Origin of the sequence: Clostridium sp. AM58-1XD, from assembly GCF_003464085.1 — a bacterium.
In the GTDB taxonomy this organism is placed as follows: Bacteria; Bacillota; Clostridia; order Lachnospirales; family Lachnospiraceae; genus Lachnoclostridium_A.
In genome coordinates this window covers 1-22,515 of record NZ_QSDR01000025.1, presented here as the reverse complement: position 1 = coordinate 22,515, position 22,515 = coordinate 1, and the positions used below count along the sequence as shown (strand labels likewise).

Sequence of the window (22,515 nt, the reverse complement as noted above, 5' to 3'; positions counted from 1 at the left end):
TGTCTCAGGCAGATTTCCCTGCCGGAAGCCAGATACGGCGTCTTTCATTATTTAGAACAGCATTTAGAACAGAGGAACAACTGCTCCTGCATAAGTATCTTCAATATATTTCTTAACGGTATCGCTCTCCAGAGCCTCAACAAGCGCTTTAATCGCGTCGTCATTTTCATGGCCTTCCTGAACTGCAACGACATTTCCGTATGTTGTTGCACCAATGGATTCGGAATCTTCGATCGCCAGTGCATCGTCTACCTTAAGGCCTGCATCGATTGCATAGTTTCCATTGATAACTGCGATATCCACATCGCTTAAGGAACGCGGAATCTGTGCCGCTTCCAATTCGTAGATGTCCAGCTTCTTCGGATTCTCAGCGATATCATTCTTCGTAGCTTTCAAGCCTGCGCCTTCTTTTAATTTAATCAGCCCCTGTGATTCCAGAAGCAGAAGCGCTCTCGCTTCATTTGTCGCGTCATTCGGCACGGCAACTTTGGCGCCTTCTGAAACGTCATCCAGGCTGGCTGCCTTGCCTGCGTAGATTCCAAATGGTTCATAGTGGATCGCTGCCGCAGATACAAGCTTTGTTCCCCTCTCTTCACAGAACTGCTCCAGATATGGAAGATGCTGGAAATAGTTGGCATCCATATCCCCTGCGTCAAGCGCCAGATTCGGCTGCACATAATCGGTATATTCCACAATCTTGAGATCGTAACCTTTTTCTTTTAAAAGCTCCTTTGCCGCATTCAGGATTTCTGCATGAGGTGCAGGGCTTGCGCCTACAGTCAGAGTTTTTAACTCTCCGTCTGCCTTTGCTTCTTCCTTCGTCTCTGCCTGAGTCTCGTCTGCCTTTGTATCAGCTGCCTCTGACTTTGCTGTTTCAGCTGCCGTTGTCTCCGCCGCCTTGTTTCCACCGCATGCGGTCAGCGCTGCTGCCGTAATTACTGCTGCTGCAAAAACTGTAACAAATTTCTTCATAATTCTTTCCTCCTGTTTTATTGATACATTGATTTATAATAATCCGCCCAAAGACGGTTATTATCTGATACGAAATTCCTTAACGGATCCTTCTGTCTGTAGCCTTGGCAAATCTCATGAACAGCTCCTGGATAATCTGTACGATCACCACGAGAAGAACGACGGTCACCAGCATGGTTCCAAACTCATAGCGGTAATAACCGTGGTTGATTGCAATTGCTCCAAGTCCGCCGCCTCCGACGAAACCGGCCATTGTAGTATATCCCAGAATCGTTGTAATGGAAATCGCCGCTCCGATCAGCAGGGACGGTTTTGCCTCCGGAAGAAGGACCTTCCATACGATCTGCCCTGTCGTGGCTCCCATGGACTGAGCCGCTTCAATGACCCCTGAGTCCACTTCTCTGAACGAAGATTCGACCATCCTAGCGATATACGGCGTCGCGGAAACGACGAGAGGCGGAATCACGGCTCTGGACCCGATCAGGTTCCCACCAGAAATCTTGTGCACGGAAGCATCATAATTAAAAGAATAATAAACGGCACGGAACGGAGCAGGTTGATCGCCAGTCCGAGCACCTTCTGAAAGATCGGGAACGGCCTGATTCCGTCCTTATCCGTAACTACGAGCAGGATTCCCAGTGGAATGCCCAGTATATAGGAAATTGCCGAGGAAGCCAGCACCATATACAGTGTATCCCGGATTCCTTCCAGCAGCATTTTTATTGTTGTCGCATCAAAGGTCATTTTCCGTTACCTCCTCATAAGGAACTTTTGCGCCTTCCAGATAATTCATCATCCTTCTTGCTTCCACTTCATCTTCCGGCAGCTGAATAATCATCTGCCCCAGCGCCGTTCCATTGATATCTTTCGTTGCGGCGTACATGATATTCACCGGCGCCTTGCATGCGAGAATCATGTTTGCCAGAACAGGTTCATTGGAAGCCCTTCCGTCAAAGATAATTCGTATCATCTTTGATGAACCGAACTGGCGGTTATGGACCGTATCGCCCATGATCAGCTGGCGTCCGATTTTCGATTTGGGATTGGAGAATATGTCCGCCACCGTGCCGGACTCGGCAATATGGCTTTTATCAATAATTGCAACCTTATCGCAAATAGCCTCAATTACCGACATTTCATGGGTAATTACGATCACCGTAACGCCCATTTTACGGTTAATTTCTTTCAAAAGCTCCAGAATCGCCTTTGTCGTATTCGGGTCCAAGGCGCTGGTAGCCTCATCACACAGAAGCACCTTAGGGTTCGTAGCAAGCGCTCTGGCTATCGCCACCCTCTGCTTCTGCCCTCCGGAAAGCTGCGCCGGGTATGCCTTTGCCCTGTCAGCCAGGCCGACCAGGTCCAAAAGCTCTTTTGCTCTCTCCTGCGCCTTATCCTTCGGCGTTCCAATCAGTTCCAGGGGAAAGCAGATATTCTGTAATACATTTCTCTGAGCCAGAAGGTTGAACTGCTGGAAAATCATTCCCATGGAACGGCGTACTTCTCTGATCCCGTACTCCTTCATCCTGGAAAGCGGCTGTCCTTCAAAGAATACCTCGCCTCCTGTCGGGACCTCCAGATAATTGATACAGCGTACCAGCGTGCTTTTTCCGGCGCCGCTCAACCCGATAATACCGAAAATCTCCCCCTGCATAATGTCCAGGGTAATATCATCCAGGGCTTTTATTGGTCCGTTGGAAGTCTGAAATTCTTTTCCCAGCTTTTCCAGACGTATAATCGCCTTCTTCTCTCCCATACCGTAATTCTCCTTTGCTGTATTAATGATACAAAAAACGCAGGCCCTGCTCTATTGCATGGGCCTGCGAACATACGCGAAACACCTTATTCCGATACCAGGATGGCATCCTCACAAAAACCACACAACTGACTGCATTTAATTTTTGACGTACGCAAATCTACGGCACATGACCATCATCATGCCGTTGCACATCATCATGCAGTTGTTCATGGTTGCTGTTAAAAACATAGGTTACCTCCTGCTGTTCATCAAGTTCTATGTTATGCTTGATTGTATGTCAAAACCACATGGTTGTCAAGTGCTAATTTTATTCCAGAAATAATTATCCGGCGTTTACCGGCAGAGTTCCGCAATAACCTGTGCAAAAATTTTAGCGCTTGTCACCAGTTCGTCCACTATGGCAAATTCATCGGCTCCGTGCATACGGTTATCTGTCTCCGGCATGGAAGCGCCGAACGCAACGCCGTTTTTCAGGTTATGCACATACGTTCCGCCGCCCATGGACTGGCATTCTCCCTTTCTTCCCGTATATTCTTCATATGCGGCAAGAAGTGTCTTTATAAACTGTGAATTTCCATCCACATGATGAGGCGGCCTCATAGATTCCGTAAGGAAATGAATTCCTTTCGCTTCCATGTTTTTCTTTGCCGTCTGCCGCACGTTCTCATCCGTCGCGCAGACCGGACATCTGCTGTCGAACCATCCGTCCAGCCCCGTTTCCGTAACCTCCAGCATACTGAACACCAGCGTGAGCTTCCCTGACAGCTCATCCTCCATGGCGACGCCCAGATGTTCACCGTAAATATCGCCGTGTGGAATCAGCTCTTCCAGAGCCTTCAGCGCCTTCGTCGCGCCTGTTTCACAAAGAGGCAGGATATTGATAAACGCAATCAGACCCGTCAGAGCATTATTCGCCTCTTCCGGCTCAGCTGCGTGGCCGCCCTTTCCGATTGCTGTCACTTTGATAAAGGTATCATTTTCCGCATCCGTATGATCCCAGTAGTCCATCTCAAACGTTACGCCTGTCTTCTTCTCCGTTGTTTCAGCGGCCTGTTCCAGAACTTCTCTTTCCAGTCCCTGTATAACCGCCTCTGCCTTTCCCGGAAGCACGTTAACCTTCAGGCCGGCATGAACGGAACAAAGCCTTGGAAGCGTCTCAACCTTTTCCCATTCAGCCGTAAAATGACCCTTCAATGCCCCTTTTTCCGTATTGACAACGGGAAAAGCAGCGTCTGGTGAAAATGTCATCGGAGCTTCTTCCTCTACCGCGTAATAATGAGGAATATCGGAGCTGCCGCATTCCTCATCCGTTCCCAGGAGAAGGCGCACGTTCTTCGTCACCGGAATTCCCAGTTCCTTCACGGCCCTCATGGCATAAAGAGCCGCAACAGCCGGCCCCTTATCGTCTGCCGTTCCTCTTCCGTACAGTTTTCCGTCCTTTACCACCGGTTCAAACGGTTCTGTAACTTTCCATCCCTCTCCTGCCGGAACCACGTCGAGATGTGCCAGGATATCCAGGCATTTCTCCCCGTCGTTCAAATCGGCCGTACCTACATAGGCGTCGTAGTTGTTAATGGAAAATCCATATTTCTCAGCCATGGAAAGTGCTGCAGCCAGAGCCGTATTGATTCCTTCCCCATAAGGCATGCCTTCCTTATATGGCTGTTTTTCACTGTTGATTCTGCAGAGTTCGCAGATGTCGTCAATCATTTCCTGTTTGTGTTCTTCCATGTAAGCTTCGATTTCTTTTCTGTAATCCATCTTCTGTTCCCCTCTTTCTGTCTGAAAAATGCTGCGCCTTTCGTATTTCTGGACAAAGCCTTTTCTAAAAAGCAAAACTTCGTCCGCTTATTGGAACATGGATGCCAGGACCTGGTTTACAAGCTTTCCGTCCGCTTTTCCCTTCACCTTAGGCATCAGCACCTTCATAATCTTTCCCTTGTCTTTTGCCGTCGGCTCCGTGATTTCCAGTTCTTTAAGCACGCTTACAATCACTTCTCTGATCTGTTCTTCGCTCATATCTTCTGGAGCAAATTCCTTATAAACAGCCATTCGCTTTGCAGCCTCTTCGCGGATATCATCTCTGTCTGCCGGAGCCAAATCATATGTCTCCTTCGTCTGCTTCAGCTCTTTTTTGACAATGGCATTTTCTTCCTCTTCCGTAAGGGGTTCCCGCTTGTCGATTTCCGCATTTTTAAGTGCGCTCAGCAGCATGGAAAGGGAGTCTTTTCTGTCTTTATCCTTCGCCTTCATCGCTTCCACCATAGCTGCTCTTACTACATCAATCTTACTCATCGTTATCTTCCTCCTTATCCGTTTTTATTATGCTCCTTCTGCCGTCTAGTTCCGTCCGAACTCGCTTAATTTCAGGCCCGGATTCCTGTCAAGCACCATACCGACGCTCCAGCTGTTGACAAACAGAAGAAGAGGATTGTCTTTCAAGTCTTTAATTCTCTTCATATCAGAGGTTCCCTGAATCTTAGCCACATCGATCTCTTCTTTATTTTCTACCCAACGGATATATTCATACGGCAGCTTCTCCAGTTTGACTTCTACATTGTATTCGTTCTGCAGGCGGTAAGTGAGCACCTCAAACTGCAGCTCTCCTACAACGCCTACGATAATTTCTTCCATACCCGTATTAAACTCCTGGAAAATCTGGATTGCACCTTCCTGTGCGATCTGATTGACCCCTTTTATGAACTGCTTTCTCTTCATGGTATCGATCTGGCGCACCCTGGCAAAATGTTCCGGTGCGAACGTCGGGATTCCTTCAAATTCAAATTTCTCGTTGGACAGGCACAACGTATCTCCGATAGAAAAAATGCCGGGATCGAATACGCCGATGATATCGCCCGCATACGCTTCCTCTACGATCTTTCTGTCCTGAGCCATCATCTGCTGAGGCTGGGAAAGGCGGATTTTCCTTCCGCCCTGGACATGGTTTACTTCCATACCGGCTTCGAATTTACCGGAGCAGATTCTCATAAACGCGATCCTGTCCCTGTGCGCTTTATTCATATTCGCCTGAATCTTAAATACAAATGCGGAAAAATCCTCCTTAAACGGATCGATTATTCCCGTTGTGGTCCTTCTCGGAAGGGGGGATGTAGTCATCTGAAGGAAGTGCTCCAGAAATGTTTCCACTCCGAAGTTCGTGAGGGCCGATCCGAAAAATGCCGGTGAGAGTTTGCCCTGGCTCACGAGATCCATATCGAATTCATCGCTGGCCCCGTCTAAAAGCTCGATGTCCTCCATAAGTTTTTCATGATAATCGCTGCCGATCATTGCGTCCACATCCGTCTCATCCAGTCCGAATTCTTCCGAAGCGACTTCCTTCTGCCCGCCCATAGAAGCCGTAAAAGTAGTAATCTTTTTCGTATTTCTGTCGTACACGCCTTTAAAACTCTTTCCGCAGCCGATCGGCCAATTGACCGGGCAGGTGCGGATTCCCAGAACGCTTTCAATCTCATCCATCAGTTCAAACGGATCTCTGGCTTCACGGTCCATCTTATTAATAAATGTAAAAATCGGAATATTGCGCAGAAGGCATACCTTAAACAATTTAATGGTCTGTGCCTCCACACCCTTTGATGCATCGATCACCATAACAGCCGAATCCGCCGCCATCAGGGTACGGTACGTATCTTCGGAGAAATCCTGATGTCCCGGTGTATCCAGAATATTGATGCAAAATCCCTCATAGTTAAACTGCAGTACGGATGATGTGACGGAAATACCTCTTTCTTTTTCGATCTCCATCCAGTCGGAAACGGCGTGCTTTGTCGCCTTTCTTCCCTTTACCGTACCTGCCAGGTTAATGGCTCCTCCATATAACAGGAACTTTTCAGTCAGCGTTGTCTTACCTGCATCCGGGTGGGAAATGATAGCAAATGTCCTTCGTTTCTTAATATCTTCAGTTATGTTTGACAAGGATAAGTCCTCCATTCTCATTTTCTTAATTAAAACGCCTCAGCGTCACCACTGGCGGCATTGATGTATTCTTACAATAGCAATCCATAAGTACACATTTTATTATGAAATCCCTGCAAAGTCAACAAAAACGCAGCAAGAATAAGCCAGCCTAACAGTTACATAATTCCCGATAATAGGGACAGATATCCTCATAATGGCCGTCCTTCATAAGAAATCCTCCCGGTATGACGCCCAGCTGGACAAAACCAAGCTTCTCATAAAGCCGTCTTGCCGGTTCGTTCGTCCTGACAACCGCATTGAACTGCAAAATCCGGAATCCCAGTTCCTTTCCCTGCTTCAGGCAGTCTGCCACCAGCTTTTCTCCGATCCTCATGCCGCGGGCCGATGAGCGCACGGCATAGCTGGCATTGCAGATGTGGCCGCAACGCCCCACATTGTTCGGGTGAAGAATATACAGCCCCAGCAGCTCTCCCGCCTCATTTTCTGCCACACCGCAATAGGTCTGGGAGGAGAAAAAATCACAGCCCGTTTGATCGTTCAACAGCTCTGTCTGGGGAAATGCCACGCCGTCCTCCACAACTTCATTCCATATAACCGTCATAGCCGGAATATCTTCCGGTTCATATTTTCTAACCTGTACATTCATTTATCTTCTGCTCCTGCTTCTGTTTCTTCTCTCTCATTGATCCGAACCGGTAATATCCACGTGAAAAACAGCGTCCGATCAACTGCTCCAGCCGCCCAGCCATTCTTTTACAAGCGGAATCCACTGCTGGCAGCAGGGCACAACGTAGACTTTACCATCTTCCTCCGGTTTTGCAGAATCTTCTGTCGCCAGAGAAAGGCCGTGACGGCCGTGTGGAAACAGGTGGTATTCCAGACTGACGCCGGCCTTTCTCAGAGCCATGGCAAACAGCATGCTGTTTTCGGCCGGAACCGTTGCATCTTCATCCGTATGCCACATAAAAACAGGCGGTACATGCGCCCCTGCCTGTTTTTCCAAAGAAACCATCTCCATATCTGTAGCAGAACCATACGCCTCACCCAGAAGATTTCTGAATGAATCCTGATGGCCATACTCGCCCGATGATATGACGGGGTAACACAAAATAAGCCTGTCCGGCCTGACCGCTTCCGGCGTTTCTCCCACAGCGCCGTATACGTCTTCTCTGTTCCAGAATACCCCAAGGCTTGCAGCCAGGTGTCCTCCTGCCGAAAAGCCGCAGACAGCGATTCTTTCCGTGTCGATCTCCCATTCCTTCCCCCGGCTCCTTAAGTATGCCACAGCCTTCGCCAGTTCCAGAAGCGCTGCCGGAAATCGATATGGGGCCACGCTGTATTCCAGTACGAACGCATGGTATCCCATGGCGGAAAACTGCATGGCTACCGGCTCTGCTTCCCGGTCCGAGCAGCGCTCATACCCGCCTCCCGGACAAATAATTACGGCCGGACGGCGTCTTCCTTTCTGAGCTTCAATTTCCGTTCTGATATAGCCGGTCAGAAATGCGCTGTTTTCCCCAGCCTCCAGTACAATTTTCTCAATCTTCATGACGGCCTCTTTCTTCCATCTCTTTTACAATCACATCAAGAAGTCGGTTCGCCACCTCTTCCTTTGTCATTTTCTCCAATTCTTCTTCCCTGTCCTTTGTAATCAAGGTAACGACATTGGTATCCGTTCCGAAACCGGCGCCCTCTACCTTCAGATTATTTGCAACGATCATATCGATGTTTTTCTTTTCCAGCTTCGCTCTGGAGTTCTCCAGCATATTCTGCGTCTCCATGGAAAAGCCGCACAGGAACTGGCCGCTCATCCTGTGACAGCCAAGCCAGGACAAGATATCGTCCGTCCTTGTAAGCGGTATGGCCATATCTCCATCCTTTTTTTTCATCTTCTCATCAGACGTCTGAGACGGACGGTAATCGGCAACTGCCGCCGCCTTGATAATAATATCCTGGCTTTGGCTCACTCCCGTCACCGCTTCAAACATATCTCTGGCACTGATTATATCTACGCATGTTACAAACCTCGGCTTTTTAAGAGCCGTCTGACCGCTTACGAGTGTAACCTCTGCGCCTCTGTATGCCGCCGTCCTCGCGATGGCATATCCCATTTTTCCAGTTGAATGATTTGTGATGTAACGTACCGGATCGATGGCTTCCTGTGTTGCTCCGGCCGTCACAAGCACCTTTTTCCCGACCATATCTTTTGGATATCCAATCGCTTTTACAATATAATCCAGAAGTTCTTCCGGCTCCGGCATCTTGCCGGCTCCCGTATCTCCGCAGGCCAGATAACCTTCTGCCGGAGCGATCACTTCCATTCCATATCTCCTGCATATCTCCAGGTTGTCCTGGACAACCTGGTTTTCAAACATATTCGTATTCATCGCCGGAGCGATTATCTTATGGCAGCGGCACGCCAGAGCCGTCGTCGTCAGCATATCATCCGCAATGCCGTGAGCCAGCTTGGCAATCACGTTTGCCGATGCCGGTGCTACCATCAGAACGTCGGCTCTCTTCGCCAGCGCCACATGCTCCACGTTGAATTCGAAATTCCGGTCAAAGGTGTCGACCAGGCATTTATTTGAAGTGAGCGTTTCAAATGTAATCGGATTTATAAAATTCATAGCGTTTCTTGTCATAATAACATGTACGTCTGCATGAAGCTTCACAAGGCTGCTGGCCAGACCTGCGACTTTATATGCAGCAATACTGCCGGTTACTCCAAGAACGACTGTTTTTCCATTTAACATACTTACCTCCCGTTGTGTTTCACGACAAAATATGATAAGATAACCAAAAACCTGGCTTCAGCAAGGATTCGCTGTTAAGTGCAGCGGTATGAAGAGCACTAGGCTCGCAAAGACCTCGCCAAGTGCTCATAGTATACTCGGGCTCTAAATTCGTCAATACCTCATTAAGAGCTCCGGTATGACTCGCACTAGGCTCGCAAAGACCTCGCCAAGTGCTCATAGTATACCATAATATGGTTTTGAATGAAAGGAGTCCATTTATGATTTTAGCAATTGATATGGGAAATACAAATATTGTCGTGGGCGGTATTGATGATAAGAAAACATATTTTGTGGAGCGCGTAACTACAGATCACCGGAAAACCGATCTGGAATATGCCGTTACAATTAAGAACATCCTGGAAATTCATGATATTTCCTCTGGCATGATCGACGGTGCCATCATCTCTTCCGTCGTTCCTCCATTAAACAGCACCTTGACATCCGCAGTGAAAAAGATCACGGGAAAAGCTCCTTTTCTCGTCGGCTCCGGTATGAAAACAGGGCTGAATATTATCATGGACAATCCCAAGGCCACAGGAAGCGATATGATTGTCGATGCGGTTGCCGCCATCCGGGAGTATCCTGCCCCTCTGATTATTATCGATATGGGAACGGCAACTACCATGTCGGTCGTCGATAAGTCCGGCAATTATATCGGCGGCGTTATCCTGCCCGGCGTCCGCGTCTCCCTGGACTCCCTGAGCGGCAAGACGGCTCAGCTTCCCTTCATCAGCCTGGAAATTCCGTCCAAGGTAATCGGAAAGAACACGATCGAATGCATGCGTGCCGGTATCATGTATGGGAACGCCGCCATGCTGGACGGCATTATCGACCGCATGGAAGAAGAACTGGAATCAAAGGCCACCGTGATTGCTACAGGCGGACTGGCTAAATTCATCACTCCCCTGTGCCGCCATACGATCATCTACGACGATGCCCTGCTCTTAAAGGGACTTCTGATCCTATATGAAAAAAACAAAAAATAGTTCTGCGCAGGAAACGGGCAGAACTTGCAGGTAATATTAATCATTACAAATCAAATAGGCCATGCCGTCGATACCAGATGCAGTTCGAAAGCGGTGACGAAGTCACTGCCCGAAACAAAATCTGGTATCGACGGCATGGCTTTTTTCTTTTTGCAGCGGCTCTGATATCAGCTTAGGGTGTCAGGAACACGTCTGCTTCCTACTCTGCTTCCTACTCTTCTTCCGGCGGATAGACGGCATGATCGAACGCTTTCAGATCATGGCCCGGCAGGATATAATCGCATATCGTTTCAATCTTGTCATACGTCGCATAGCATTCGTTTAAATCCACGTGGATGGCGCTTGGGATATGTTTGTGGTATCCTTCTCCTTCCCAGTTCTTAAAAGTCCCCAGGCAGTCACTGGCAATCAGGTATTTCCCTTTTTCCGTGTCTACCAGGACGCCCTGAAATCCCGGCGTATGGCCCGGGATCGTGACGAGATCGATTCCGGGAAAGAGATTCACGTCTCCGTCCACCAGCTCGTACTGGTCCATGGTCTTTTTAAATGGCGGATTCAATCCAATCTGCTCCGACTCATAGTATGCATACTGCATGGGAATGGGATTCATGGCGAATTCCATTTCTTTCTTCTGTACATATATTTTCTTTCCCGGGAACAAGTCGTTGTTCCAGCAATGATCCCAGTGAAGGTGCGTATTGATCACACATGTGATATCCTCCGGCTTCAGACCGTGTTTTTTCAGTTCCGCCAGTACACCCATCTCTTCTGTTCTGACGATCGGATGATGGTGCTCTGCCGACCACTCCGGTCCTGAGCACCCCGTATCCACCAGGATATGTTTTCCCTCTCCTGTGATCAGATACATGATGATCGGCGTAATGATTTTCTCGCCATAGCCGTGCATATAAAGAAGGGTGGATTTCTCGTGCTGTTGAAATTCCGCTGATTTCAGCGGGTATATTTTATAGACTGCCATACTCTACCTCTCTTCTACTTTCTTTTCATCTATTCTTTACGCTCCCAAAAGGGACGGGAACCACATGATGAGATCCGGAAATACGGTTACAAGAATGAGTGCCACAAGGCCTGCAATTACAAATCCGGCTACCGACTTTGAGATCGTAAGCAGGTCAATATCCGCGATCCGGCAGGCCGGATACAGATTCACTGCAACAGGAGGCGTTGCAAACCCGATTGCAATAGCCATGGTCATCATAACTCCGAACCAGACAGAACTCATGCCCAGTTCCTTAACTACGGGAAGCAGCAGGGGTACAAAAATATAGGCAATGGATATGCCGTCTATGAACACACCTGCAATAATCAGCATCAGGCAGATGAGCAGAAGGATCACAAGTCGGTTATCCGAAACTCCCAGGAGCGCCGTACCGAATCTCGTCGCAACCCCCTGCGTTGTAATCAGCCATGTAAACGCTGCCGCATTCGCCATAATAATCATAATGGAGGCGGAGCTGACAGCTGCGCCGGCTACGATGTTCCAGAGGTCCCTGATCTTGAACTCTTTATATACAAAGAGTCCGATTACAAGGCTGTAGAGCACGGATATAACGGCTGCTTCTGTGGGCGTAAAAAATCCTCCGTAGATACCTCCCAGAATGATGACAGGGGAAACGAGCCCCCAGGAAGCGTCCAGAAATGCCTTCCAAATCTCTTTTCCTGTCCCCTTTTCAGAACCTCTGTATCCTTTCCTCAGGGATAGATAAATGCATAGACCATGAAACAGCCGCCCATGATGATACCCGGAAATACACCGGCTATAAACAAGGTTCCGATACTGTCTCCTGCCAGAACGCCGTATACGACAAGATTGATGCTGGGCGGAATCACGACGGCAATGGCGCTGGCTGCCGCGACAAGAGCCGCCGCAAATCCTTTGTCATATCCCTGTTTGATCATGGCCGGGATCAGGATCGTGCCAAGAGCTGCAACCGTTGCAGGTCCGGAGCCTGAGATTGCCCCCCAGAACAGCGTAACTGCTATGGACACGATCGCCAGTCCGCCTGGGATCGGTCCGATCGCCACTTCCGCAAAGTGAATAATCCTCTTGGAAATTCCGGACTTCTCCATAACGAATCCGGAGAGGATAAAAAACGGAATGGCAAGAAGGGTATACTTCGCCAGCCCCGAATTGATGACATTTAAATACATGGTCAGCGGGATACCGTATAAAGTCATAGTTATCAACGTTGATAATCCCAAAGATACAGCAATCGGGATGCCGCAGAGAATCATGATCATAAAGATAATAAGTAAAGCAATGCCGATTTCCATCGTCATGATTTCCCCACCTCCCTGCATTTTCTGATACAGAACTGGATGGCGCGGAATATGTAAAGCGCCGGTCCGATACAGTAAAAACTGGTAAATATCCACTGCGGAATCTGCAGAATCGGCGTCTTCTGATTGTATTCGACGACGCTCTGAAGCGTAATGACGCCCTGATAGAACAGAAAACCGAATAAAAGCACGCTGGCTGCACAGGAAATAAAGAGGAATACCTTTTTGGCCGCCGGGGGCATCAAGGAGACCAGGGCGTCCAGTCCCATATTCGCTCCTCTTGCACATGCCGCCGAAGCTCCCAGCAGGGATGTACACACGAAGCTGTATGTGACTAATTCTTCCGTAAATGCCAGGGAGATTCCGATTGGAATCATCCTGGTAATTACGTTTACTCCCATGATTGCCAGCATAATTAAAAGCAGTGCCGCAATAATATGCTCTTCAATCAATAATTTATCTTTCATTGATACCTCCATAACTACTTGTTTGCGTTATAAAGTGCCTCTACCAGAGCCTGGTCATAATCCTGAATGGATTTTTCAGCTGCGGCTGCAGCGATTTCCTTAAATGGCTGTTTTTCTTCATCTGTCAGCTCTGTAATGACAACACCGGCATCTCTCAGCGTCTGCATATCGGCTTCCAGCGCTTCTCTTGCAAGCTTTTTCTGAAGGGTACATGCCGCTGCTGCGCATTCCCTGAAAATTTCCTGTGTTTCCGGATCAAAGGAATCCCAAAGTTTTTTGTTGAATTCCAACGGATGAGGTTCATAGGAATAGTTCCATACGGTCAGATATTTCTGCGCTTCATAGAACCGCTGAGGAATAATTGCCGTAGAGATCGGATTTTCCTGGCCGTCTACCGTCTTCTGCTGCAGAGCTGTGAACAGTTCTCCAAAGTTTAAGTCTACCGGATTTGCTCCCATCGCCTTGAATACATCCAGAAGCATTGGGCTTCCGATCACACGGAATTTCAGATTTTTCATATCGGCCGGCGTCCTTATTTCACGAACGGAATTCGTCAGCTCTCTGTATCCGTTTTCCGCATACCCGATGATCTCATATCCCTTCGCGTTCATCAGCCGGTTCAGCTCTTTATCCACATCCGTGCCCGGCTGCAGCGTCGCGTCAATCGTTTCCGTATCTTTCCACAGCCACGGAATAGAAAGTGCATTCAGGCTCGGTTCAATAGCCGTCTGTACAGGCGGGGAAACCCATCCGCATGAGATGGAGCCGTTCTGTACCATCTGAATCGCTTCCAGCTGATTGCCGCTGGCAAGAGCCGAGTTCGGATACACTTCTACCTTGTAAGCTCCATTTGTCTTTTCTTCTACCAGCCGCGCAAATTCCAGACCAGCCTTATGGTGCGGTGAATTCTCTGCCAGAGCAAAGGTCATGGTAATTACCTGCGCCTTACCGCCTTTATCTTCAGAAGCCGATTCGTTTCCTGCCGTCTGCCCATCCTGTGCCTGCGCTGTCTGTCCGCCTGCCGGTTCGGGCTGTTTGCACCCTGTAATGGCTGCTGCCGTCAATACTGCTGCTAATACGCATGATACCAGTTGTTTCTTCATAAATTCATCCTCCATTCCAGTATTTTCTGTTTTGCTAGTTTCATTTTATCTGTACGCGTTTCAGGCGCGCCCCTTTTTTCACTCCTGTGTAATCACACATGGCTTCTCAGGAATGTTGATCTGGTGGCCGCTGTAATTGCCGTCGATGTTCTCTTTGGCATATTTTGCCGTATTCAGCAGCATGTCAAAATCGATGCCTGTTTCGTATCCGCACTTGTTCAGCATATAGATCAGGTCCTCGCTGGAGGTATTGCCGCTGGCTCCCGGTGCGAACGGGCAGCCGCCCAGTCCTCCCAGCGCCGCCTGGATGCTGTCGGCTCCTTCCAAAATTGCAACATAGCTGTTCAATATTCCCATATTTCTCGTATCATGGATGTGGATATTAAACGTGCTGTCCGGAAATTCTTTCTTCACCGCCCTCAGTACTTCCTGCACTTTAGCGGGATATGCCACTCCTATGGTATCACATAAGGTAAAATTGTTTATTTCCATTTTCTGGAACCGTTCAATCATACGCAGAAGGGCTCCCACGGCCATTTCCCCTTCAAATGGGCAGCCGAATACGGTGGCGATATCCTGGGTGATTTTCATATGCGGATATTCTTCTTTTATTTTTCTGATTTCTTCGAAGGACTGCTCATGGTTTCTCTTCACATTGGCCAGATTGTGAGACACGCTCAGAGAAATAACAGGTGTTACTTCCTTTAATCCGGCCTCTGCCGCCATGGATGCTCCCCTCAGGTTCGGCACCAGTGCGAAGAATTCTACATCACGATACTTTTCCAGCACGATTTTTGCAATTTGTGAAGAATCCTTCATCTGCGGGATTGCCCTTGGGCTTACAAACGACCCCATCTGAATCTTTTTGTATCCTGACTTCACCAGTCCGTCAATAATTTTCAGCTTGATTTCAGTCGGTATAAACTCTCTGACATTTTGAAATCCGTCTCTCGGCCCGATCTCTACGACTTTAACTTTCTCTCCCATACTCCCCTCCTCAGATAACAGCCTCTTCCTTCAGCCGAAGGAAGTCTTCATGAGAGAGATTCAGCCTCTCTCTGAACACAGTTTCTGTATCCTGACCGAGCAGAGGAGCCGGCCTTTCGATCCGTATTTTTCTGTTCGTAAATTTCAGCTGGTTTCCGGTTACCTTCATTTTCCCGGCCACCGGATGTTCCAGGTCCACAAACATTTCCCTGGCTCCTGCGATATGGGGGTCTTTTGCCACCCGGTCAATGGTATTGATCGGTGCGGATGGAATTCCTTTAGCCAGAAGGATTTCCACAATCTCGTCGATCTCCCTTACCGATGTCCACCGTTCTATGATTGCCTTCAGCGGTGCGTGGTGTTCCACCCTCTTGGCATTGGTTTCAAACATCTCGTCTTCCAGTTCCGGCATCTGTAAGACTCTCTTTAACAGCCCATAGAGTTTATCATTTCCACATGCGATAATTACCATTCCATCCCGGGCCTGAAAGGAATCATACGGATAAATTGCTTCATAACGGTTCCCAATTCTGTCAGGAATTCTTCCTGTGCAGAGGTAAATCATGTTGATGATTTCCAGAGAAGACACCATGGCATCAACGAGAGATACATCCACCTTATCGCCTTCCCCTGTCTTCAGGCAGCTGGCATACGCCGCCAGAATTCCCACGCAGCAGCTTACGCCGCCCATCACGTCAGAAATCGCTGTTCCTGTCCTGGTCGGCGGGCTGTCCGGCCATCCTGTCGTGCTCATCAGCCCGCTCATGGCCTGGCCGACAATATCATAACCGGCCCGTTGGGAATACGGTCCATAATGACCAAATCCGGAGATCGCTCCGTAGACGAGGCGGGGATTGATTTTTCTCAGTTCCTCATAGCCAAGCCCCAGCTTTTCCATGACGCCCGGCCTGTAGTTTTCAATAAGGATGTCACTTTCCGCCACAAGCTTTTTAAACAGTTCCTTTCCTTTTTCATTTTTCAGGTTCAAGGTAATTCCCTTTTTATTTCTGTTGAGATTCATATAATAAGCGCTCTCCCCGTGTACAAAAGGGCCGTTCCTTCTGGCATCATCTCCTTTTCCCGGCATTTCAATCTTAATCACATCAGCCCCCATATCGGCTAAAAGCATACCGCAGTAGGGGCCTGCAAGAACCCTGGACAAATCCAGGACCGTTACACCGTCCAATACTCCTTTATTTGACATACTGTTTCCTCCTGATTTGACTTTTTTCTGTATACTAACCGGATACTAAATATAAAAGCAAACAGTATGCCAAGTCACAGCCCTTGAAAATTCAAGTTTTTCCGCCTCTCCTCCTTTCATTTTGTTTCAAATATATTTTTTAATCTATTTTTGAAACATTTCATGTAAATTTATCTGCCTGCAGGATTCGTTCAGAGTTCCGGTATATCAGAATCCTGCCATCCGTCTTCTGCTGCAGCTTCCCCATGCTTTCTCCATTTCATCTGTCAGTATGGTGGCTGCCAGAAGGTCTGCACAGCCTCCCGGGCTGATATTTCGTTCCATGAACTCATAATTCATAATCAACATTTCCCTTTGAAACCTATCCGGATGGTCCAGCTTCTTTAGCACCCGTTCCGCTCTCTTTCTCATATAAAAAAGTCCCTGTATGCCTGTTCTTGATAAGACATTTGTATCATCCACATTTGCCATAAGCGCAAGTAGGATATACATGTTTCTCTCGTTCCTTCCCCAGGATTCTGCCTCCCCTTTTCTCAATGCCGGCATGCCGTAATAGCGCAGTGACGGAAAAGCCTTTTGTACTTCTCCGCGGATTCCGGTGACTCCATATTGAACGAGAAGCTTCTCCCCATGTGTTTCGGCCGTTCCAGACAGTATCCTTTTCATCTCTTTCGTCAGGCAGGGACCGGCTGCGCCGGCTGCAGTCAGAAAGATTCTCTCCTTTTTGAGAAACCCATATTTTTCATAGACCATTCCTGCTGCCATGCAGAGTATCCCGAGGAGGAAAACGGCCCCTTTATGGGTATTGATTCCGCCCGTTGCCCGGAACATGGAGCGCTCTGCCTCCGTTCCTGCCGCCCTGGCCTCTTCAAAAATCCGTTCTGCATTTCTCCATCTACGCCTTCCCAGTTCCGCCATCTCCCCCATATAGGGGGCGATGGCCGCCGCACTGACCAGAAATGTTCTGTAATCCATATCCTGATGGGCCCCTGTGTCCCACAGATCCACCAGACCCGGTTTAGGGGTTACGGACACTTCTTCCGTCAGGGACCTGTATGCTGCATTTTCAATCCACAAACTAAAATCCATTGGCCCTCTCCCCTCTGCTCCCACATCTGTATGATGTTCCCGTATCTTTTTTCGTTCCTCCTAAACTCCGTATATCCTGTCTATTTCTGTCCCGTCAAAATACAGTACTCTGGCCACGACTTTATCTTTATTTCGCTTTATTTCCTTCGCTTTTCCGTTAATTTTTTCAGACAGCGCTCTCAACTCCCATATCTCTTTTACGGGAAGACCTGCCGAAAGTAATTTTTCTTTTAAATCCTGCCTTCCTGGATTCACCGCGATGCCATACTGTGTTACCAGTACATCCACCGTATTCCCAGGCGTGGAAACGCACAAAACGTGTTCTACCACAATGGACATGCGGGCACGGCTCAACGGAGCTACGATCATCGTAAGCCTGGCATTCGCCGCCACATCGCTGTGTCCTCCCGATCCACCAATAATATAACCGTTCGAGTCCGTATGTACATTGACGTTGAATTCCTCATCAATCTGAGTGGCCCCCAGCACCACTACATCGAGGGAAGAGGCCGCCGTGCTCTTCGCCGTCGGGCTGGCATAATGACTTGCCGTAATCTCCATATGAGCCGGATTGGTCCTCAGAGATTCTACCGCCTCCAGGTCAAAACACTGAACATCCTGAATGGTCTGAAAACATCCTGCCTTCAGCATTTCTACCATATAGCCTGTAATCCCGCCAAGCGCATAGCTGCCCCGGATTCCGTTTTTAATCATGATCTCCTTTAAGTAGCCTGCCACGGCCAAAGAAGCGCCCCCCGCTCCTGTCTGAAAGGAAAATCCGTCTTTTAAAAGGCCGGAAGCCTCAATTACCTTTGCTCCATACTCTGCAATGCGAAGTGAAACAGGATCCTTGGGCATCCGCGTTGTCCCTGACACAATTCCTTTCGGATCCCCGATCGCCTCCACCTTCACCACGTAGTCTACATAAACTTCCGAAATCGAAAAATCTGCAAGGGGATAATCTGCCAGCTGGTCGGTAATCACCACCACCTTATCCGCATATTCTGCGTCTGCAAACGCATATCCCAGCGAGCCGCAGGCTGACTTTCCCCATTTTCCTGTACAGTTGCCCATAGGATCAGAGACAGGGGCTCCGATAAACGCCACATCGATATGGGACTTTCCTGTCTCTATATCGCTGGGCCGTCCGCCATGCGTACGGAAAACTACAGGCCTTTTCAATATTCCCTCTGAAACGGCCTTTCCTACTACCGGGCCGATATAGTTCGTTTCCAGGCCGGTGACCACTCCGCTTTTCATATGTCCGATCAGCGGAGCATGTCCGTCATGAATGGAACTGGCGTTGATGGTCAGATCTTTTATTCCCAGGGAAGCCGCTTCTTCCAGAACCATATTCAGCACGTAATCGCCGCTCCTCAAATGGTGGTGAAAGGAAATACACATGCCGTCCTTCAGTCCCGATTTTACAATCGCTTCCCTGATTGTCGCTGTCATTTTACTCATGTATATCGTCCACCCCTTTCCGTTCTCTCGCTGCTTCCAATACGATTCTGGCCCTCTGTACGATCGGCGCGTCAATCATTTTTCCTCTCAGGGAAACGGCGCCTTTTCCGTTCTTCTTCGCAAATGCAATCGCTTCAAATACCTCTCTTGCATATGCGATCTCTTTTTCGGAAGGGCTGAATACACGGTTGACGCACTCCACATGGCGGGGCGATATCACCGCTTTTCCTGTGTATCCCAGTGATTTCGCCAGGCGGGCATCCGTTTCCAGTCCTTCTATATCTTCTATATCTGTAAACGGCGTGTCGTACGCTTCAATACCAGCCGCTCTGGCCGCACAGACCAGCCTGCCTCTGGCATATGCAATTTCTCCGCCTTCTTTCGTCCTCTGACACCTCAAATCAGCCGTAAGGTCCTCTGCCCCCAGATAGAGAGCCGCCATTCTGCTGCTTGCAACAGCAATCTCATATGCATTTTCAATACCCACAGCAGTTTCCAGCAGAGGAATGATTTTGATCCGCCCTGCCGCAAGTCCGGATTTCTTCTCCACCTCTGTCATTTTCTCATCCAGCTTCCGGATATAATCGCCCCCGCTCACCTTTGTAGGCATGATCACATCCGGATTCAAAGGAATCATTTCCTCTAAATCAGCTTCCCAGTAGGGAGTATCCAGCGCATTAATCCTTACAATGATCTCACACGTCCCAAATTCCATGGATTTGAGCGCATTTCTCACAAGAATTCTGGCGCCGTCTTTTTCATCCGGTGCGACTGCGTCTTCCAGATCGAAGATGATGCTGTCCGCTCCCAGCACTCCGCCGTTTACAATCATGTTTGGATTGTTGCCCGGTAAAAATAACATTGTCCTTCTCAAGCTTTCACCTCCTGGCAGCCGCGCCTCACTGCAGTCTCCACCCTGGCCTTGATGGTACATTCCAGAGCTCCATGATCCACCGCTTCCACAAGGGCGTCTTCGATTTCCATATCCTTCATTACCGCAGCAATCGTATGAACAATCGCCTCCCCATACTGCTGCATGACGGAAGATTCCAGTTCTATTCTGACTCCCGCGCCAGCCTCTCCCGGCTGAATCCGTACCATAATATCGCTGGATTCCAGGGTTCCGGCTACAGCATTTCTCTGTAACTTCATCTTTTTTCTCCTTTTTTCTATATGGCTTATTTTTATCCGGCTTATATAAGTTTTTCTTGCATAGCTCCCGGGAACTTTATATAATTACTATAATTGATATCTGACCCCATCGTCCAATACTTATATGAGATAGAAAGGATAACCAAATAGTTACCATGGATTTATTAAAATGCAGATATATTATTACAATTGCAGATCAACAGAGCTTTTCCAAGGCCGCTGCCACGATGTTTGTATCACAGCCTTATCTGAGCAAGCTGGTCGCCGATATTGAAAATGAGCTGGGCAGCCGGCTGTTTATACGCGAGAAAAACAAGGTATATCTGACAAAAGCCGGGGAATGTTATATCAAATATGCCAAGGAGCTGCTTTTAACCGAACAGAATATGCTGGCCGATTTAAGAGAATTTTCAGAGGGAAATAAGGGCCGGATCACCATAGGTTTCCCGCCGACCAACGGTTCCTATATCCTGCCATATGCCTTCAGGGATTTCCGGAGCATGTATCCTGATGTGGAAATTATTATCGAAGAAAATGACAACCAGTCCCTGATGGAGCATACGCTGAATGCAACCATCGACTTGTGTTTTTTCTCCCTGCTGGAATACCCTGCCGACCTGGACTTCGAGTTGATCAAAATGGAACCGATCCTCCTCGTCCTGCCCCCGGGTCATCCGTTAGGGACGCCGGAAGCAAAAGGCAATTTTAAGAATCCACCGTTCTTCCATAAAAAAGACATCGAAAAGCTGGCGGCAGACCCTTGTCTCACCCTCAAGAAAAACAAGGGGATCGGAATGATCGCATATGATATCTTTGAACAGTGCCAAATTACGCCAAACGTAATCTTTGAGACGAACAACATCGAAACTGCCTACCGCATGGCCGCGACAGGCAGCGGCTTTACCTTCATACCGGAAATCTGCACCAGATTTTCCACCTTTGACGAAGAGCCTTACTATTACAAAATTTCTCTGGATTTAAAGGAGGTATACCACCGCTCCCACGTAGCTGCCTTTCGGAAAGGACGCAATCTGCAAACTATGGAAAAGGCACTTATAGATGTTATAAGAAAATATGCATAACACGTGTTATCTGCCTGGTGAAGTTAAGAAGATAAAAATAAAAGGTATGGTTCCGGCTCTCTTTGAGACAGAATCATACCTTTTATTTTTCCCCTGCCGGTATCCCCGGCTTCTTATTTTTTCTGTATTTCCTCCGGCAGAAAAGCCTGGAGCGGATTCTGGTATTGGCGGCATACTTGATTCTTTTGCCCCTTTTTTATGTCACACTTTCTTAGCTGTAATTCTCCACATCGTGGTACGGCTGATTCCAAGCACCGCCGCAATCTGCTCTCTGTTGTAGGAGAATACCTTTTTCAACTGTTCAACCAGCTCCGGCGTTGCATTTTTACCGTCATACCCATACATATTCAGGATATCGTTCCTCAGGCGCTCTTCTCCGATCGCCTTTACCATGCTTTTTTTCATATACAGGCTGGATACCTTTCCGGCCTGCTCCAGGTACAGAACGAACCGCTCACAGCAGTTCTGCAGCTCCCTGATGTTGCCCGGCCAGGAATACAGCTGCATGATCTCCCTGACCCCTTCCGTCAGCTCTACATAATAGATTGATATTCCACGCTTAATCTTAAAATAAAATTCAAACAGCTCTGCGGCGTCACTGCTCCGCTCACGGAGCGGCGGTATCTTCAGCTCCAGCACATTCAGCCGGTACAGAAGATCTCTTCTGAATTCTTCATTCGTATAATGCTCCAGATCCCTGTTTGTTGCAGCGATCACCCGGACATCAATCGGTATCATCCGCTCTCCTCCTATGTGCATCACTTCTCTTTCCTGAAGGACACGCAGCAGTCTGGACTGAAGGGCCGGAGATATATCTCCGATCTCATCCAGAAACAGGGTGCCTCCGTCGGCCAGCTCAAACAGCCCTTTTTTACCTCCCTTTCTGCCTCCTGTAAAAGCGCCCTCGTCGTATCCGAAAAGCTCTGCTTCCAGCAGGTTGTCAGGAATTGCTGCACAGTTAATTGCAATGAATGGCCCGTCTTTACGAAAGCTTCTGTTATGGATGCTCTGTGCAAAAATTTCTTTTCCTACGCCAGTTTCTCCATATATCATCACATTGGCTTCGCTCTTTGCAAAGATCTTAGCCTCCGATATGCACTGCTTCGTTGCAGGAGAGCTTCCGATAATATCTACAAAATTTCTCTTTGCCCGAAATCCCTTTTCTTCCTGACGCCTTTTCTCCCGCTCCGCCGCCCTCAGATGTTCCTTGATCTCAGCCGT

General features: G+C 48.4%; 20 protein-coding genes and 2 pseudogenes. 2 read left to right on the top strand and 20 right to left on the bottom strand.

Going from position 1 to position 22,515, the window contains the following annotated elements; translation table 11 throughout:
- Positions 1–63: 63 nt before the first annotated feature.
- The 9 genes and pseudogenes from DXA13_RS15020 to coaBC all read right to left on the bottom strand — a co-directional run bounded on the left by DXA13_RS15020 (position 64) and on the right by coaBC (position 9,417).
- Positions 64–972, bottom strand: coding sequence for a MetQ/NlpA family ABC transporter substrate-binding protein (locus DXA13_RS15020; protein ID WP_118245571.1), 909 nt, complete (start codon positions 970–972; stop codon positions 64–66).
- A gap of 79 nt (positions 973–1,051) precedes the next feature.
- Positions 1,052–1,716, bottom strand: a pseudogene (locus DXA13_RS15015) (methionine ABC transporter permease).
- Positions 1,706–2,725, bottom strand: a complete 1,020-nt coding sequence (locus DXA13_RS15010; protein ID WP_118245569.1) for an ATP-binding cassette domain-containing protein — start codon at positions 2,723–2,725, stop codon at positions 1,706–1,708. The pseudogene DXA13_RS15015 and the gene DXA13_RS15010 overlap by 11 nt, the downstream one beginning before the upstream one ends.
- A gap of 336 nt (positions 2,726–3,061) precedes the next feature.
- Positions 3,062–4,489: a Sapep family Mn(2+)-dependent dipeptidase gene (locus tag DXA13_RS15005; protein ID WP_118245652.1), complete on the bottom strand. Its 1,428-nt coding sequence runs from the start codon at positions 4,487–4,489 to the stop codon at positions 3,062–3,064.
- An 87-nt stretch (positions 4,490–4,576) separates the two neighbouring features.
- Complete coding sequence (locus DXA13_RS15000) at positions 4,577–5,023, bottom strand: GatB/YqeY domain-containing protein (RefSeq protein WP_118245567.1); 447 nt, start codon at positions 5,021–5,023, stop codon at positions 4,577–4,579.
- A gap of 45 nt (positions 5,024–5,068) precedes the next feature.
- Entirely contained in the window at positions 5,069–6,676 is a 1,608-nt protein-coding gene (locus tag DXA13_RS14995; RefSeq protein ID WP_181995695.1) for a peptide chain release factor 3, read from the bottom strand.
- 136 nt (positions 6,677–6,812) lie between these two features.
- Positions 6,813–7,310 (bottom strand): GNAT family N-acetyltransferase, encoded by a 498-nt coding sequence (locus DXA13_RS14990; RefSeq protein ID WP_118245563.1) that lies wholly within the window; start codon positions 7,308–7,310, stop codon positions 6,813–6,815.
- A 78-nt stretch (positions 7,311–7,388) separates the two neighbouring features.
- Positions 7,389–8,213, bottom strand: a complete 825-nt coding sequence (locus tag DXA13_RS14985; protein ID WP_118245561.1) for an alpha/beta hydrolase — start codon at positions 8,211–8,213, stop codon at positions 7,389–7,391.
- Entirely contained in the window at positions 8,203–9,417 is a 1,215-nt protein-coding gene (gene coaBC, locus DXA13_RS14980; RefSeq protein ID WP_118245560.1) for a bifunctional phosphopantothenoylcysteine decarboxylase/phosphopantothenate--cysteine ligase CoaBC, read from the bottom strand. Before coaBC ends, DXA13_RS14985 begins: the two co-directional genes overlap by 11 nt.
- Positions 9,418–9,677: 260 nt before the next feature.
- Between coaBC and DXA13_RS14975 the strand changes: the two genes are divergently transcribed.
- The gene (locus DXA13_RS14975; protein ID WP_118245558.1) at positions 9,678–10,445 is read left to right on the top strand and encodes a type III pantothenate kinase; all 768 of its coding nucleotides are present in this window, start codon (positions 9,678–9,680) and stop codon (positions 10,443–10,445) included.
- Between the two features lie 211 nt (positions 10,446–10,656).
- On the opposite strand, the gene DXA13_RS14970 is transcribed toward DXA13_RS14975, so the two are convergent.
- The 10 genes and pseudogenes from DXA13_RS14970 to citD form a co-directional block, all read right to left on the bottom strand.
- Positions 10,657–11,424, bottom strand: a complete 768-nt coding sequence (locus DXA13_RS14970) for an N-acyl homoserine lactonase family protein (RefSeq protein ID WP_118245556.1) — start codon at positions 11,422–11,424, stop codon at positions 10,657–10,659.
- Between the two features lie 36 nt (positions 11,425–11,460).
- Positions 11,461–12,701: pseudogene (locus tag DXA13_RS14965) on the bottom strand (TRAP transporter large permease).
- 41 nt (positions 12,702–12,742) lie between these two features.
- A complete protein-coding gene (locus tag DXA13_RS14955; protein ID WP_181995693.1) occupies positions 12,743–13,213 on the bottom strand; it encodes a TRAP transporter small permease in 471 nt (156 codons plus the stop codon).
- A gap of 14 nt (positions 13,214–13,227) precedes the next feature.
- Positions 13,228–14,316 carry a TRAP transporter substrate-binding protein gene (locus DXA13_RS14950; RefSeq protein ID WP_181995692.1) on the bottom strand — a complete coding sequence of 363 codons (1,089 nt, stop codon included), beginning with the start codon at positions 14,314–14,316 and terminating at the stop codon, positions 13,228–13,230.
- Between the two features lie 78 nt (positions 14,317–14,394).
- Complete coding sequence (locus DXA13_RS14945) at positions 14,395–15,303, bottom strand: hydroxymethylglutaryl-CoA lyase (RefSeq protein ID WP_118245547.1); 909 nt, start codon at positions 15,301–15,303, stop codon at positions 14,395–14,397.
- Between the two features lie 10 nt (positions 15,304–15,313).
- Positions 15,314–16,507 carry a CoA transferase gene (locus DXA13_RS14940; protein WP_118245545.1) on the bottom strand — a complete coding sequence of 398 codons (1,194 nt, stop codon included), beginning with the start codon at positions 16,505–16,507 and terminating at the stop codon, positions 15,314–15,316.
- Positions 16,508–16,714: 207 nt separating this feature from the next.
- Positions 16,715–17,596, bottom strand: a complete 882-nt coding sequence (locus DXA13_RS14935) for a triphosphoribosyl-dephospho-CoA synthase (RefSeq protein WP_118245543.1) — start codon at positions 17,594–17,596, stop codon at positions 16,715–16,717.
- A 60-nt stretch (positions 17,597–17,656) separates the two neighbouring features.
- Positions 17,657–19,060: a citrate lyase subunit alpha gene (citF, locus tag DXA13_RS14930; protein ID WP_118245541.1), complete on the bottom strand. Its 1,404-nt coding sequence runs from the start codon at positions 19,058–19,060 to the stop codon at positions 17,657–17,659.
- The gene (locus DXA13_RS14925) at positions 19,053–19,934 is read right to left on the bottom strand and encodes an aldolase/citrate lyase family protein (protein WP_118245539.1); all 882 of its coding nucleotides are present in this window, start codon (positions 19,932–19,934) and stop codon (positions 19,053–19,055) included. Before DXA13_RS14925 ends, citF begins: the two co-directional genes overlap by 8 nt.
- Complete coding sequence (gene citD / locus DXA13_RS14920; protein WP_118245537.1) at positions 19,931–20,212, bottom strand: citrate lyase acyl carrier protein; 282 nt, start codon at positions 20,210–20,212, stop codon at positions 19,931–19,933. The genes DXA13_RS14925 and citD overlap by 4 nt, the downstream gene beginning before the upstream one ends.
- Before the next feature lie 155 nt (positions 20,213–20,367).
- Between citD and DXA13_RS14915 the strand changes: the two genes are divergently transcribed.
- Positions 20,368–21,294: a LysR family transcriptional regulator gene (locus tag DXA13_RS14915; protein ID WP_118245535.1), complete on the top strand. Its 927-nt coding sequence runs from the start codon at positions 20,368–20,370 to the stop codon at positions 21,292–21,294.
- 201 nt (positions 21,295–21,495) lie between these two features.
- Here DXA13_RS14915 and DXA13_RS14910 read toward each other — a convergent pair.
- Positions 21,496–22,515, bottom strand: a 1,020-nt coding sequence (locus DXA13_RS14910; protein ID WP_118245533.1) for a sigma 54-interacting transcriptional regulator, incomplete at its 5' end; no start/stop codon positions are given.